The organism is Aceticella sp. 75b-Ac, assembly GCF_056032965.2.
Genome location: NZ_CM190971.1, coordinates 1860909 through 1875029 on the forward strand (window position 1 = coordinate 1860909; position 14121 = coordinate 1875029).

Below are 14121 nucleotides of genomic sequence, written 5' to 3' on the forward strand. Positions count from 1 at the left end.
TACAAGAGGAATTTTAAGGTTCTTTCCATAGTTAGTTGATTTTGCGCATATGTTCAGACAAAAGCACTTTAGCTTTTAGCATATCAAAGCTACACCTTCCATACATAATTCTTTTAATTACTTTAAACTTATTGACACTGCCTTCTGCAAGACACCATTATTAAAATCATAATTATTGCATTTAAAACAGCATCTATATCGTGACTAATAGGTAAGGCTTTGATGTTATCTCCGCCTTTCCCCCCACTCTAATCTGTACGTGAAACTTTCGCTTCATACGGCTTTCCAACGATTAGTCGCCATTATAGAGACAAGCTTTAGTGTCGCCACTATCGCCTGCTTGTAACAATTCTCTAAACTTATTCGCTTGCAATCTTATTGTTTATATACATGAAAGGCCACTTCTTTTCATGGTTCATTACCTATATTTCAAGGACTTTCAAGATTGCGTTGAGAATTAATCGTAGATTTTTCGAAGTATGTTAATGATTGTATATAACGTAGGCAACTAAAAACAGCTCTCAATAAAAATAACTAAATCACTCACAGGTTTAAATTATTCCACCTTTTATATAAAATTGCCTTAGAAAATTTATCCTATAACAATATTGAAAATTCTAATAATTATGAACTATCTAAATACAACTCGTTAGGAATATTTTACATCAGCGTGATACCCAATGTAGATAAATTACATATATACCTAACAATTTTGTGTATCTTTTAAAACACATCTATTTTATTCACAAATATTCTATTATTACCAAATAAAAGCTGATAAAGCGTATTGCCACTTAGTATTTTCAGCTGCATATAATAAAACCATATCCCCAGATTTAAAAGAATTTTTACTAATCGCATTGGATAATGCAATTGGAATTGCGGCATTTAATAACGCTCCACCTTTGGCACTAATACTGACTATTTTATTTAAATCCATATCAGGAAAGACAGTTAGAATTTCTTGTTGCATTTTTTCCGATACAACAGGCATCAAGTAATAATCAAAATCACTTATACCAATACTTGTCTTATCTTTGAATTTCTGTAATGCATAAATTAAAACTTTGGGTAAGTATTCATCACTTAATCCATTAGCCTGAAATATTGGCCAACGTTCACGAGGAATTTCGTTTATAGGATAAGGATATCTTGACCCTCCTATCTCAATTATAGACCCATAAGGAACATTCGCCATGTTAGATTCCATATCATAATAGAAAAATCCTGATGAATTAGACTCATCAGTATTTTCCAAAACAACGGCTCCAGCACCATCTCCAAAGAACATAAGATTAAATAATGTCTTTAACGTAATAGAAGACTTGTCTTTTAAAAATTCAGAAAATCTACTGGATAACAGATCTGAGCCTACAACCAATACCCTTTGTACCATTAAACTTTTAATAAGATTTAATGCAAGATTTACTGCAGTACCAAAGCCTGCGCATCCGGAGCGAATATCAAATCCCATACATTTAGATATTCCCAATTTTTCCTGTAACAAGGCAAAGCATGGTGGCACAACATAATCAGGAGTAGCTGTTGAGTAAATAATCATATCAATATCTTTGGGAGAAAGATTAGCATTTTTTATGGCCATTAAAGAAGCTTCATATGCCATTTCAATATTAGTAGTATAAATATCTCCTGTATTCAGATCTATAGCGCAATATCGATTATGATGGGGTAATATTTTGGAAATAGCTCTTGCTTTTTTTCCAAACAATTCGATATAAAAATCATCAGAAATCGACTGAGGATTAAACGCACCGGTACCTGCAATTCTTCCTTTCATGATTCATATCCTCCTCTGCAGTCAAAGCATTTAAAAAAGGCTGGTCTGTCTCGCAATACATTACACTGTTTTGCTATGTCTAAAGAAAAATCGGTAGGAATGGGAGTTATAGTTGTGTCTACTTTTTCGCGGGATAAAACTCTCCCTAAAATTTTTCCATAACAGATCCTTCCAGGTATAGGAAAGAATTCTCCCATACGTTCAAATATATCTTTAAGATTATCTTTATAAATATTCCCAAATGATAAAGGAACTGCAACGCAAGGAGTAACACAACCATTGTTGTTAATTGCCATATAATTGACTCCTGCTTCACACCCTAAATAACTAGAACTTTCAATTTCACAAAAATTTACTATAATGGGCATGACTGCCGATGAAGAATGCTCTTTTTTGAATTGTTTAACAAATTTGATGGTATCAGAGTATAAATGACTGAAATTTTGTCCCTTCAAATTTCCTTGTGGAATAGGCATGATAATCCTTAATTCATTTATATTTAAAAATTGAATAAATTCAAAATATTTTTGTAAGGCACCTGGTTTTAAAAGTTCATTAGTTATACATACTGTAACCGCTGTATAAATATTCTGCTCAGTTAACACTCTGATTGCTTTTAGAGCTTCTTTATATGCGTTTGGATTATGACGAAGCCCACATACAATTTCTTCATCATAGTGATCCAAACTTACAATGCATCTAGTTAAATTAGAGTCTTTGATTTTTGAAGCAAATTGCACATCAATATTATGACCAGTAGTAAAGAGCTGAGCTTCAATACCATCTGGAATAGAGTAAATGATATCTAAAATATCTTTATGTAACATGGGTTCTCCACCTGTAATTCCAATAGTGGTTGTACCCATGTCGTATAATGAGCTAAAACATTGGCGAATGGTTTCTATGCATAGATCTTCATTATTATCTTTCGATCTAAAACAGTGTCAGCAATTACAATGACACTTTCCTGTTATAACAATGTCAGTCTGAATCGGGATTCGCTCATTATGTACAGCAATGTCGTAAAAGTCTTGAACTGTTCTGCTCCATGCAAAACTTGGAAAAGAGGGAAAGAAACTATTGATGAAGTAACGCCCACTTTCGCAATTATAGTTGTATTTCTCATTCTGCTTCTTGAAAAACTCTATGATATGAGAACAAGATTCTTGCATAACATTGTTTAACATAGCCTCAGAAATTTCTTCCGTCAATTCAGTAAATCTTTTGAACTCTTCCATAAAATATTACCCCCCTAAAATTTTAATTCCTATTCCACTGATTTTAGCGATTCAATCATATCTAATTTTTTTACTTTTCGGCTTATTAACATACACACAAACATAGATGTTCCTATAGTAATACAACTTGCAACGATAAAACTAAGCAGAGTGATCATAGGTTTATATTCAAAATTATCCGTTGTAACAGAACCTACGTAAATCTTTAAAAATTGAATACCAATTGGCACACCTAATAACCAACCAATAACCGTGTTAAAAACACTATCTCTAAAAATTATTGTGCGAATCTCCTTTTGATGAAATCCCATAACTTTCATTGTTGCGTACTCTCGTTTTCGCTCTGTGAAATTTAAGGCTCCCAAATCATATAAAACAATTACATTTAATAAAACAGCCACAGCAAGTAAAAGGAAAACAACCATTTGTACGCTATCTAAAACATTGTTAACATCATCAAGTTGTTTCTGAAGTGTTGTTGTTTCTTTGACATAAGGCAAATTAGAAATATCATCAATTTTCATATTAGTGCCTGATAGAAGTGCAGTGGGTTTAAATGAATTACCATACTTTTCCCAACAGTCTTTTGATAAATAAACACCTTGTGGATATGGAATAGTTGTAATATCTGAGACATCAGCAGTTATATAATCAGTATTTCCTACAATGTGAAATTGAATGGTTGATCCCTTCTGAATGCCCATTTCTTCGGCAAGTTTATGAGTTATTAACACACCAGAAGTTGGAAGTGGAATAACAGCACCACTTTCATCCTTCAGGTGTATAAAACAACCCCTTTCAAGAATTTCTACTGCGATATTTTTTTGATTTTTAGCTGTACGTATTTCTCCATTTTTTTCTTCTAACCATTGACCATTTTTATTTACCAAATTAAACAAACTCATACAATTATCTTCTGTTGCACCTGGCTGTAAAATAATTTTAACAGAATAGTCATATTGTTTACCATATAAAAATTGATTAGTTCCTACAAGAGAATCCCGTAAACCAAAACTTGCGATAAGTAGCATCATGCAACCAATAACGCTGATTATCCCCATAAAGGTACGTCCTTTATTTCTGGAAATATCACGTAGCGACCATTTCCACTCAAAGGAAAGTGTACTCCAAAAGCCTGAAAAATGTTCCAATAATATTTGTTTTCCACCTCTGGGAGCTTCATTACGAAGTGCTTCGGCTGGCATTCCGATAACACCTTTTTTACTAGCTAAAATTGATGCTATAGTACAGCAAAGTATAACAAGTCCTGCTACTCCATATGCTACAAATGAATTTTGCCCTTTCCAGACTGGCATGGAGTAGAACTTTTTCTGTAAATTTAATAAGATCGGAGTAATGGTGTGTGGTGCTGTAATTAATCCTACAGTTACTCCAAGTAGACTTATTATAAAACCGTAGAGACCAAAATGTAACAGGAGTTGTTTATTATGATAACCCAAAGCTCTTAATGTACCAATTTGCGTCCGCTCTGTTTCAATTAATCTTTTCATTGTTGTTTGCATCGTTAAAAGAGCAAGAAGAAAAAATACAAGTGAAAATAATATTGAAAGTTTCCTTATTTGAGCAATCTTATCGATATAATTTGAAATACCTCTAAAATTGGTGCGGTCTGAAATATTGTAATATTTTGCACCTAGTATATTTTCTATTTTTTGCTCCAAATCACTGAAGTTAGTATCAGATGAATAAATAAGCTTCAGCTGATTATATCCAGAAACTTTTAATATTTGTTTCATAGTTTGTTCTGAAACATAACCGTATCCATATTGTTTATAATCAGGCTGAAGCGCTGTTGTTGAACCAGTATAGCTAATGTATTCTGGACTTAGAATTAATCCCCTAACAATAAGTGTTATCTGCTTTTTATTAACTGAGACTTTAATATTGTCATTAATATTAATATGATTTTCTTTGGCGAAATCTTCATTTATCCATACTGCATTTTGTGATTCAGAAAAACTGTCACCTGCTATTATATAAGGTTTAGATATACTATTTCTGTTTGGATTTATGCTCATCAATTGTAAATCATGAGTATTATTTAAAATATCTGCTTTTGTATTAATTACCATAGTAGGCTGCACTTCTTTTATCCCATTTAAATTCTTTATTTTTGAAATATCATCACCAGAAATCATATTTCCGCTCACCCATGCATCAGCCAGATTACTGGTTTTTATCCATGCATTGACTTGTTTATCCATACCAAGCCAAACACCTTCTATTCCTGTATAAATTAACACTCCAAGAAAAGACATTAAAAATACAGAAAAAAATTGTATCCTCATATCCCACAAATCGCGAAGAAGTTTACGCAGCAAATATTTCAATTTACCACACCACCTTTTCCATAGGTACAGGCTGTTCATGATCTTCTATTTGAACTACACGCCCGTCCTTTAGATGAATTACTCTGTCGGCAGCAGGAACAATAGCAGCATTATGTGTTACTACAATAACGGTTTTCCCTTTCTTATGAGCCATATCCTGCAAAAGTTGCAAAATATTTTTCCCAGTTTCACTGTCCAGTGCTCCCGTAGGTTCGTCGCACAATAGTATTTTAGGATTTTTGCATAAAGCACGTGCAATAGCGGTTCTTTGTAACTCACCACCAGACATTTCGGCAGGAAAATTTTTTGCTCTATTACTTAAACCAACGGCTTCTAGCATTTCCTTTGGATCAAGAGGGTTGTCGCTCAAATCGGCAGAAATAGCTACATTTTCATAGGCATTCAAGTTAGGAATTAAATTATAGAATTGAAATACGAATCCCACATCGGTGCGGCGATAATTTGTTAACTGTTCATCTGAAAGATTAGTAATTTCTTTTCCATCCACAAAGATATTACCTGACGTAGCCCGATCCATTCCTCCCAATAAATTTAGTATTGTAGTTTTGCCAGACCCACTTGGACCTAAAATACAAGTAAATGTTCCTTGTTCAATAAAAAAATCTATATTTGATAATGAGTTAGTTGATTGTTTATGTTACATTAAAAATTAAATTAACAAATACATTACAAATATTTGTTAGACAATTAAAAATGACTGTAGTATAATGAAATAAATTGAATGTTTTTTAATAAGGTGGTGCAATGCACATGGCGATTGAAACAGTAGGCATACATCTTGATTTGCCTAAAGATACTGTCAAACTTATAGAAAGCCTTGGAATATCCAAATCAGTAGATAAAAACATAAAACAGTCTATTGCAATAGCTCTTTTCATAAGCAGGAGTGTTTCATTGGCAAGAGCTGCTGAAATCGCAGAATTACCGCTGGGTGATTTTGCCTTTTTCTTGAAGAGCAAGAAAATACCTTGGGGTGAGTACACAGAGGATGAAATGTTACTTGACGAACTGGCAATCAATGATATAAAGAAGGAATTAGGTAAAAATATAAATGAAAATAGTATGTAATTCAAGTCCCATTATTGGTTTATCTCTAATAGGAAGGCTTGATTTGCTGTGGGAAATATTTGAAGAAGTTATCATTCCCAACGAGGTGTTCAATGAGATAACCAACGAAAAAGCAGTAAACAAAGTAGGGGCTGAAGAACTAAAGGCTGCTGTGAAAAAGCAAAAAATAAAAGTGTACATTGTTAAGAATACACAAATGATTGAGCAGCTAATTGGCAGGTTGCACAAAGGAGAGTTGGAAGTAATATTTGCAGCGAAGGAACTGGGTATAAATCGAGTTATCATTGATGACAAGCCAGCAAGGTATTTTGCAGAAACAATGCTATTGAAAACTATTGGATTGATAGGTATTTTAGTGCTTGCAAAGGACTTGGGTAAAATTGAAAATATTAGGTCATATATGGATGTTCTGCTACAGAATGAATATAGAATTTCGTTAAGGCTTTATAATGAAATTCTAACAAAGGAAAATGAGCTATAATATTACTAAACTTTTGCATTTATAATTTGAGATGTATACAATAACCGACACGGACAGTAAATCATGATTCTTGATTTCATATGCTTGATCCTTTATCCTTTTTTTCAAAGACCAAGGGGATATTTTCTTTAAAATCCCTTTGGTCTTTTTGTTATGTTTAGAAATGTATGATGACAGCAAAATCATTCTTAACGTTTTTAGCTTTATGCTTTCAGTTTCCATTTTCAGGAATTTCACAGCCTCTTTCGCAAATTTTACATTTCACTGTTATTACCTCCTTTCATAATCAACCATAATCCTGATTCATCCATAATAACCTTATAATTCTTAATTCCTGCAAGACTTAATTGATTATCGAGCATTTCTACCGGGTTATTGCCAAAAGTCTGAATCATGCCTCCATTCCACTCTTTATTCCTTCTTTTCATATTTATTGCTACCTGTTCTTTTAATTTTGCCGTGCCGAATCCACCGCCGATATATGCCATTCCATCTGGTGTAAGTATCCTGTAAATTTCTTTAAAGGCTTTTGGAAGGTCATGCCAAAAAAATATTGACCCTCTGCTTATTACAAGATTAATAGTCCGGTCTTCAAAAGGTATACTTCGATGCCTACTTAAAGTTGAATAATTAACTTTTGTTTTCTGAATTATATTGTTGAATATATTATTATAAATTTAACATGTCAATACCTTTTTAAATAATTTTTCTATCTTTTTTCTATGTCGCAGGTTCAATTCCTGTCAGGCGCACCAATATTTACGCAGATTAAAGAGTATGGAATATTTCTTCCATACCCTTTTTGTGCAAATTGTTTGCTTTTTCTTTACAGAAAATAACGCCAACATTCCATGTTTGATTTAACAAAACCTTGACAACTGTAAAACTTGAGAGCTTTTACATTGTCTTTATCAACCAGAAGAGTAATTCTTGAATATCCTTTCTCTCTTACAAAATCTAAAATGGTATTCATGAAAAATTTACCTCTTCCCTTTCCTCTTTCTTCTCTTTTTATAATAAAATCTTCCAGTATAATAACCTTTGTCCCCATAGCAGTACTGACAGTAATCAATAAATTAGCTATTCCAAGAATCTTATTTTTTTCTTTCAAAAGTAATATATACCCGTATTGTGGATTATCAAGGATTATTTCCAGTCCCTTCCTTTGCTTATCATAATCTGGTGAAAAATCTTTTTCAAGTTCAAAAAGCTCTTGTAATAAAAGGCATATTTCATTTATATCTTCTTTCCCTGCTTCTTTTACTTCCATTCTTGAACCTCCTCAATATAAACAAAAAGGATATATTTCAACCGCATTGCCCATCAAGCACTTTGATTGAACTTCATTATTATTTCTCCTTTGTCTTCACCTTTTTCAGCCTTAAAAACCTTATCGCCAAGCTCTGCTTCACATCGGCAGTGTGTAACCAAAACAAAGGGTATATTCCACTGTCCATGAAGTTCTTTTATTTCCTTGCGCAGCCTTTCCCTTAGCTTCCTGTCCATAGCTGAAAGGGGTTCATCCAGCAATAACAAATGAGGCTTTGTTATAAGGGTTCTTGCCATAGCTACCCGCTGTCTTTCTCCGCCTGAAAGCTGAACTGGATATCTTTCAGCCAGATGAGGTATATCAAATTGTTTAAGTATTTCATTAAGTTGTTTTTCTTTTTCCTCCTTTGGCAAATTCTTTACTCCGTAAGAAATATTATCTTTTACTGTTAGATGATCAAAAAGGGCATATTCCTGAAATATATATCCGATACCTCGTTTGTTTGGAGAAAGATTGATTCGTTTTGATGAAGAAAAAAGGATTTTCTCCCCTAATATTATCTCTCCGCAATCTGGCTTTTGAAAACCTGCAATACATTCTAAAACAGTTGTTTTGCCAGATCCTGAAGGTCCAACAAGAACCAAAATTTCTTTATCAAGCAATAAGTCAACTTTAAGAACAAAATCAGGAAGCCTTTTTACAAATTTTACTTTAAGCATCTTTCATCACCTTTTTCCCTGCATATTAAGCAATCTATATCAATAAGAACAAGGGCAAAATCTTTCCCATCCCATTAACTTAGCAGCCCCGGCAGCCGTTGTCCCAAAAAAGATCAAAGGTTTTCGGACCTTTAAAATATTCTCAATCGTTCCATTAACAACAACACTCCCTGTTACCAATGCTATATCGCACCATTCTATTGCATCCTTATAATCTTTCTCTCCATCCAGTATCAAAACACCCCTTTTTTCTTTACCTATGTTATCTTTATCCAGGTCGAGCACTTTAACAGGAAATTTGGAGGCACAGGCTTCTACTAACGCAGGTTGCAGCCCCACAAAGCATATACGCGGTTGTCCGTATTTTTCAATAATGAAAGGAACTATTTTCTGAGCACAGTTTTCTAAATCGTTGTTTTTACAGTGTACTGTGTGATCAGATAAACCCAGATACCGCATAATTGCATTTAAGGATGAAATAAAAATAGCTCTTTCAAAGTTGTTTTTAAGTGGAAGTTCCAGTATCTTTTCAATAGAACCATGAAAATCATTTAATGAATCAGTAAATGCCTGTCCATAAGAACCTTTAAATTCTGCCTGCATAAGTTTTTCTTTACCCTTTAAAATAACATAATCCTTACGTTTTGTAATGCCAATAGCATCTTTCGGAGAAAGCAGGCAGGCTTTAATCTCAACATTTTCGTTCAATAACCTATTTTCATCAACAATTTCCCTTAACTTGGACTTTAAGTTATTGTAAAAATCCATAAATCTATCTCCTCACATAATTAATTTCAGATTATTTTCTTCCTTTTTCTGTATAATGCAAAATTTTCTTTTTTGAGAGCCAGTTTATGTAATATATTAAACCAAAAGATAATAAAAGAATTACAATGACAAAATATCCGGCGGTTTTGTAATCTCCCCCCTCTGCTGCAAAATAAATTGCTATTGGCATTGTCTGAGTCTTGCCTGGGATATTACCTGCAATCATCAATGTTGCTCCAAACTCACCAATAGCTCTCGCAAATGAAAGAACTATACCCGATAGAATACCAGGCCAGGCAAGAGGCATGGTAACAGTACAAAGAACCCTAAACTCATTTGCACCTAAAATACGAGCAGCCCGCTCCTGTTTTATATCTACGCTTTCAAAAGCTGCTTTAGCACTTTGATACATCAATGGAAAGGCGACTATAGAGGATGCAATTACAGCAGCCCACCATGTAAACAGCAATTGACCGTTAAATATTTTCTTAATGAGAAAACCTACAGGTCCATATTTGCCAAAAAGAATCAGGAGAATAAAACCCGTAACCGTCGGGGGTAAAACCATTGGGAGGAAAAAGAAGGCTTCGATGATTCCTTTTCCGGGAAAGCTTTTTATTAAAAACAGGCGGGCAAAAAAGATACCCGCTATAAAGGATATAAGAGTAGCTATGATGGCTACTTTTATTGACAGAAATATAGGATATATCATTTTCCCCACCCCTTTTTCCACTTTGGATTTATTGTTTTTGTTCTAAAGGTACAAATCCATATTTTTTGAAAATTTCTGATGCTTCTTGACCTTTGAGATAGTTTAGAAAATCAAGAGCTGTTTCTTTTTCCTTACTGTTATTTATAACTGCTCCTCTGAAGAAAACAGGAGGACAGGAATTTTCAGGTGCTTCTGCAGCAATCCTAATCTTATTATCATTTGTAGTATTTGATTTCCATATGAATCCGGCATCCACATTTCCTGTTTCTACATAAGCTCTGACTTGCTGTACATCCTTTGCAAGAATAAGTTTAGAATTTACTTTCTCTAAAAGCCCTAAGCTTGTCAAAGCTTTTTTAGCCCATTCACCACCAGGTACAACAGCAGGATCTCCAATGGCAATTTTATTAACTTCAGGTGAAGTAAGGTCTTCAAAGCTTTTTACTTTCTGGCTGTCTTTTGGCGTAATAAGAACCAGTTTATCAGATAAAATCTTTTTTTCTGTTGTTTTATCAATCAAATTTTCACTTTGTAATGTATTCCATTGTTTTTCTCCGGGACCTATAAGTATATCACAATATGCTCCCTGTTCAATTTGCTGTTGTAAGGTGCCAAGACCAGCGAAATTGAAGGAAAATTTTACATCAGGATGAATTTGGCTGTATTTTTTTGACACCTCCGGCAGGGCATCTTTAAGTCCAGCTCCTGCAAATATCATGATGCTTTTTGTATTTGCATTTTTCGTTTTATCGGCAGGTGTATTTGTCTTTTCCTGTCCACACCCTCCAAAAAGCAATAAAGTCAATAATCCGCATGCCAATAAAAATATCCATTTAATTTTAATTTTTCTCATCTTATTTCTCCTCCTTTAATGAAATTTGAGATTTTTTATCTTCATAAATATTCAAAAGCTCTTCCTCAGTAAGACTGCGTTTGTTTTTTACAACCCATGTGTGTATATATTTTAAAAGAAAGGCGGCATCTCTTTCTGTTAATTTTATTCCTAAACTTTGATATTTACCGACAATTGCATGTATGTCAGAATGTTTACCGATGACCAATTTTGCCGATAAACCAATCTCTTCAGGTACAAAAATTTCATCATAAACAGGATTATTCTCTAACCCTTTTTCGTAATTAAAAATTTCTCCTCCTACAATTGCTTTGTTGGAGGGAATTTCTCTTTTTGATGCTAAAGCGACATAACGGGAAAGTTTATATAATAAATCTGTTTTGATTTTTAAATCATATCCGTATAAATATTTCATTGCCATAATAACCTCTTCAAAAGCAACATTACCTGCCCGCTCTCCAAGACCATTTATAGTTGTACTAACAAATTTTGCTCCAGCTTTAAAAGCAGCAAGAGCATTGGCAGTAGCCATACCAAGATCGTTATGAACATGTATTTCAATATCTATATCAACAGCTTCTCTAAGTCTTTTAACCTCTTCATAAGTTCTAAAAGGGTCTAATATTCCAACTGTGTCAGCATAACGAAATCGTGATGCCCCTTCCTCTTTTGCAATTTTGGCAAAAGTATACAAAAAATCCCTATCGGCTCGTGAAGCATCTTCGGCACCAACAGAAATTTCACAATCAAATTTTTGTGCATATTGAAGAACCCTTTTTAAATTGTCCATAACCCATCTTCTGTCTTTTTTTAGTTTTGAATTTATGTGAATGTCAGAGACAGGAGAGGAAATATGCAAACATTTTACACCACAATCAATAGATGCTTTTACATCACTTATTACGGCTCTATTCCAGGTAAGAATTTTTGCCTTCAATCCGAGATTTAATATCTCACAAATAGATTCTTTTTCTTCTCCTCCCATTGCAGGAATGCCGGCTTCAATATATCGAACTCCAATTCTATCAAGCATTTTAGCAATACAAACTTTTTCTGGCATCGAAAAAACAACTCCAGCGGTTTGTTCTCCATCTCTTAAAGTAGTATCAATTATAAAGACATTATTCATATGGCATTCCCCTCATTGATGTTATCATTTCACTTTTTTTGCCAAATCATGCAACACCCTTTCAACGGAATCCTGCGATTCAACAATCTTAATTCCTCTTTCTTTTAATTTTTCTTGTGCACAATGACCTGCCTTACCACAGTAAACTATAGAACAGTCAGATAAAAGATCTGCTATTAGATCTAAATGCTCCTTAGCACTTCCATCACAACATTCCCCGGAAATACCGCTGTTAGTTTTTCTCAGTTCCATTAAACTTATTTTATCGCGTAGAAGCTTATAAATTAAAAACTGATTTGCTTTTCCAAAATGTTCATTTACCATAATTCCATCCTTTGAAGCAACAGCAATTTTCATAATCTTATTTTCCCTCCTTTTCTCGGAAACAAATTTCCAAACAGGAGCATAAATTGCTTGATAAACATCCTCAGCAAAATTGCAAAACCCTTCAAATCCGGCATAAGGACTTGTATTTTGCGGAAACAGCAAAAAGGGGACTCCCAGTTTATGTGATAGGTATTTTTCCTTTGTACCACCAACAAATAAATCTGGTTTATAAATTGTCAGCATCTCTTCGATTTCCATATCATTTGCATCATCAATAATCAAAGTACCATCGCTGACATTCTTAGCAGCTTCTTCATAATCCTCCTGCCTTCCAAATTGGGAACCTGTAACAATTACTTCCATACCTAAATCTTCAAAGGCTTTTACCATGGTACCCATTCTAGAACCGCCAAAATACATGGCGACTGATTTTCCTTCTATTTTTTTACGAAATTTCTCTGTTTTTTTCCAAGTCATTTCAATTTCTTTTTTAATTATGTTTTCTGCTTTTTCACCTATATCAAAGAAGTATGCAATCTTGCGCAGAGCCTCTGAAGTCTGTTTCACTCCAAAGAAAGAAACCTTCATTGATGGTATTCCATATTTTTTTTCCATTTTATCTGCAAAGTAAGCCCCGGTTTTGCGGCAATGAAGAACATTTAATTTCGCATAATGGGAATAGGAAATTTTATCAATTGAGGCATCACCTGTAAAAGTACATAAAACTCTTACTCCAATTTTTTCAAGTAAGGATTTGATTTTTTGCAAATCCCCTTTTACATCGTACTCTCCGATAATATTAATATCATAAAGGGTAGGGCTTTCCAGTACCTTCGTCCCTACAAAACGTTCCATTAATATGTCATAGGCAATTCTGTGCCCTTCCGATTGGCTAACACCGCAAAAACCGGGACAGTTAATCCAGATTACAGGGCGTTTAACAACTAACTCAGCAATTTTACAAGTATAACCGATATCATCGCCAATCAGGCTCACAGAGCAGGTTGTATATACAAATACAGCCTTTGCTTCAGGGAAAAGTTTCACTGCATTTAAGATAGCCTCTGAAAGCTTTTTTTCTCCTCCAAAGATAATATCTTTTTCCTGAAGGTCAGAAGAAAAAATACGATAGCTTTTTCCTCTTATCACTTGCCCATAATAGGCACAGCCCACAGGACCGTGGACAAGATGAATTGCATCCTTGATTTGCCCAAGCACCCACCGAGCTCCATAATAAGCACAGCTTCTCTGACTCATTATACCCGGAATTGTCTGCTTTTCACATTCCGGCAAGGATTCAGGGGACCATCCCTTTATACAGACATGCTTTTTTCTTTCATCAACAACATAATCTGACATACTCAATTTCACCTCCAATCAATTAAT

15 protein-coding genes and 1 pseudogene are annotated in these 14121 nt (G+C 34.0%); 2 read left to right on the forward strand and 14 right to left on the reverse strand.

Annotation, left to right across the window (positions count from 1 at the left end; all coding sequences use genetic code 11):
- Positions 1–760 precede the first annotated feature (760 nt).
- The 5 genes from AC0LWJ_RS09590 to AC0LWJ_RS09610 all read right to left on the reverse strand — a co-directional run bounded on the left by AC0LWJ_RS09590 (position 761) and on the right by AC0LWJ_RS09610 (position 6015).
- Positions 761–1798: a 3-oxoacyl-ACP synthase III family protein gene (locus AC0LWJ_RS09590; RefSeq protein ID WP_474239770.1), complete on the reverse strand. Its 1038-nt coding sequence runs from the start codon at positions 1796–1798 to the stop codon at positions 761–763.
- Positions 1795–2664: a radical SAM/SPASM domain-containing protein gene (locus tag AC0LWJ_RS09595; RefSeq protein ID WP_503031431.1), complete on the reverse strand. Its 870-nt coding sequence runs from the start codon at positions 2662–2664 to the stop codon at positions 1795–1797. The genes AC0LWJ_RS09590 and AC0LWJ_RS09595 overlap by 4 nt, the downstream gene beginning before the upstream one ends.
- Positions 2665–2742: 78 nt before the next feature.
- Complete coding sequence (locus AC0LWJ_RS09600) at positions 2743–3036, reverse strand: hypothetical protein (protein WP_474239772.1); 294 nt, start codon at positions 3034–3036, stop codon at positions 2743–2745.
- A 29-nt stretch (positions 3037–3065) separates the two neighbouring features.
- The gene (locus tag AC0LWJ_RS09605; protein WP_474239774.1) at positions 3066–5387 is read right to left on the reverse strand and encodes an ABC transporter permease; all 2322 of its coding nucleotides are present in this window, start codon (positions 5385–5387) and stop codon (positions 3066–3068) included.
- A 1-nt stretch (position 5388) separates the two neighbouring features.
- Positions 5389–6015 (reverse strand): ABC transporter ATP-binding protein, encoded by a 627-nt coding sequence (locus AC0LWJ_RS09610; RefSeq protein WP_474239791.1) that lies wholly within the window; start codon positions 6013–6015, stop codon positions 5389–5391.
- Between the two features lie 143 nt (positions 6016–6158).
- Here AC0LWJ_RS09610 and AC0LWJ_RS09615 point away from each other — a divergent pair, with 143 nt between their 5' ends.
- Both AC0LWJ_RS09615 and AC0LWJ_RS09620 read left to right on the forward strand, forming a co-directional pair.
- A complete protein-coding gene (locus tag AC0LWJ_RS09615; protein ID WP_474239775.1) occupies positions 6159–6476 on the forward strand; it encodes a UPF0175 family protein in 318 nt (105 codons plus the stop codon).
- On the forward strand, positions 6460–6957 hold the full coding sequence (locus AC0LWJ_RS09620; RefSeq protein ID WP_474239777.1) for a PIN domain-containing protein: 498 nt from the start codon (positions 6460–6462) through the stop codon (positions 6955–6957). Before AC0LWJ_RS09615 ends, AC0LWJ_RS09620 begins: the two co-directional genes overlap by 17 nt.
- 254 nt (positions 6958–7211) lie before the next feature.
- Here AC0LWJ_RS09620 and AC0LWJ_RS09625 read toward each other — a convergent pair whose 3' ends face one another.
- The 9 genes and pseudogenes from AC0LWJ_RS09625 to AC0LWJ_RS09665 all read right to left on the reverse strand — a co-directional run bounded on the left by AC0LWJ_RS09625 (position 7212) and on the right by AC0LWJ_RS09665 (position 14094).
- Positions 7212–7445, reverse strand: a complete 234-nt coding sequence (locus tag AC0LWJ_RS09625) for a hypothetical protein (RefSeq protein ID WP_474239779.1) — start codon at positions 7443–7445, stop codon at positions 7212–7214.
- A gap of 48 nt (positions 7446–7493) precedes the next feature.
- A pseudogene (locus AC0LWJ_RS09630) lies at positions 7494–7634 on the reverse strand (hypothetical protein); the annotation flags it as partial.
- Between the two features lie 149 nt (positions 7635–7783).
- Positions 7784–8227, reverse strand: coding sequence for a GNAT family N-acetyltransferase (locus tag AC0LWJ_RS09635; protein WP_474239781.1), 444 nt, complete (start codon positions 8225–8227; stop codon positions 7784–7786).
- 53 nt (positions 8228–8280) lie between these two features.
- Entirely contained in the window at positions 8281–8946 is a 666-nt protein-coding gene (locus AC0LWJ_RS09640; protein ID WP_503031432.1) for an ABC transporter ATP-binding protein, read from the reverse strand.
- 39 nt (positions 8947–8985) lie between these two features.
- The gene (locus AC0LWJ_RS09645; RefSeq protein WP_503031433.1) at positions 8986–9714 is read right to left on the reverse strand and encodes a Rossmann-like domain-containing protein; all 729 of its coding nucleotides are present in this window, start codon (positions 9712–9714) and stop codon (positions 8986–8988) included.
- A 31-nt stretch (positions 9715–9745) separates the two neighbouring features.
- Positions 9746–10426, reverse strand: coding sequence for a molybdate ABC transporter permease subunit (gene modB / locus AC0LWJ_RS09650; RefSeq protein WP_503031434.1), 681 nt, complete (start codon positions 10424–10426; stop codon positions 9746–9748).
- A 28-nt stretch (positions 10427–10454) separates the two neighbouring features.
- Complete coding sequence (gene modA, locus AC0LWJ_RS09655; RefSeq protein WP_474239523.1) at positions 10455–11279, reverse strand: molybdate ABC transporter substrate-binding protein; 825 nt, start codon at positions 11277–11279, stop codon at positions 10455–10457.
- 1 nt (position 11280) lies between these two features.
- The gene (locus tag AC0LWJ_RS09660) at positions 11281–12408 is read right to left on the reverse strand and encodes a homocitrate synthase family protein (protein ID WP_474239525.1); all 1128 of its coding nucleotides are present in this window, start codon (positions 12406–12408) and stop codon (positions 11281–11283) included.
- A 24-nt stretch (positions 12409–12432) separates the two neighbouring features.
- Positions 12433–14094 carry a nitrogenase component 1 gene (locus AC0LWJ_RS09665; protein ID WP_474239526.1) on the reverse strand — a complete coding sequence of 554 codons (1662 nt, stop codon included), beginning with the start codon at positions 14092–14094 and terminating at the stop codon, positions 12433–12435.
- Positions 14095–14121 lie beyond the last annotated feature (27 nt).

What these genes read in the sequence shown, in the direction of transcription:
- AC0LWJ_RS09590 (WP_474239770.1), bottom strand. Translation starts at nt 1,798, where the DNA reads ATGAAAGGAAGAATTGCAGGTACCGGTGCGTTTAATCCTCAGTCGATT.
- AC0LWJ_RS09595 (WP_503031431.1), bottom strand. Translation starts at nt 2,664, where the DNA reads ATGGGTACAACCACTATTGGAATTACAGGTGGAGAACCCATGTTACAT.
- AC0LWJ_RS09600 (WP_474239772.1), bottom strand. Translation starts at nt 3,036, where the DNA reads ATGGAAGAGTTCAAAAGATTTACTGAATTGACGGAAGAAATTTCTGAG.
- AC0LWJ_RS09615 (WP_474239775.1), top strand. Translation starts at nt 6,159, where the DNA reads ATGGCGATTGAAACAGTAGGCATACATCTTGATTTGCCTAAAGATACT.
- AC0LWJ_RS09620 (WP_474239777.1), top strand. Translation starts at nt 6,460, where the DNA reads ATGAAAATAGTATGTAATTCAAGTCCCATTATTGGTTTATCTCTAATA.
- AC0LWJ_RS09625 (WP_474239779.1), bottom strand. Translation starts at nt 7,445, where the DNA reads ATGGCATATATCGGCGGTGGATTCGGCACGGCAAAATTAAAAGAACAG.
- AC0LWJ_RS09635 (WP_474239781.1), bottom strand. Translation starts at nt 8,227, where the DNA reads ATGGAAGTAAAAGAAGCAGGGAAAGAAGATATAAATGAAATATGCCTT.
- AC0LWJ_RS09640 (WP_503031432.1), bottom strand. Translation starts at nt 8,946, where the DNA reads ATGCTTAAAGTAAAATTTGTAAAAAGGCTTCCTGATTTTGTTCTTAAA.
- AC0LWJ_RS09645 (WP_503031433.1), bottom strand. Translation starts at nt 9,714, where the DNA reads ATGGATTTTTACAATAACTTAAAGTCCAAGTTAAGGGAAATTGTTGAT.
- modB (WP_503031434.1), bottom strand. Translation starts at nt 10,426, where the DNA reads ATGATATATCCTATATTTCTGTCAATAAAAGTAGCCATCATAGCTACT.
- modA (WP_474239523.1), bottom strand. Translation starts at nt 11,279, where the DNA reads ATGAGAAAAATTAAAATTAAATGGATATTTTTATTGGCATGCGGATTA.
- AC0LWJ_RS09660 (WP_474239525.1), bottom strand. Translation starts at nt 12,408, where the DNA reads ATGAATAATGTCTTTATAATTGATACTACTTTAAGAGATGGAGAACAA.
- AC0LWJ_RS09665 (WP_474239526.1), bottom strand. Translation starts at nt 14,094, where the DNA reads ATGTCAGATTATGTTGTTGATGAAAGAAAAAAGCATGTCTGTATAAAG.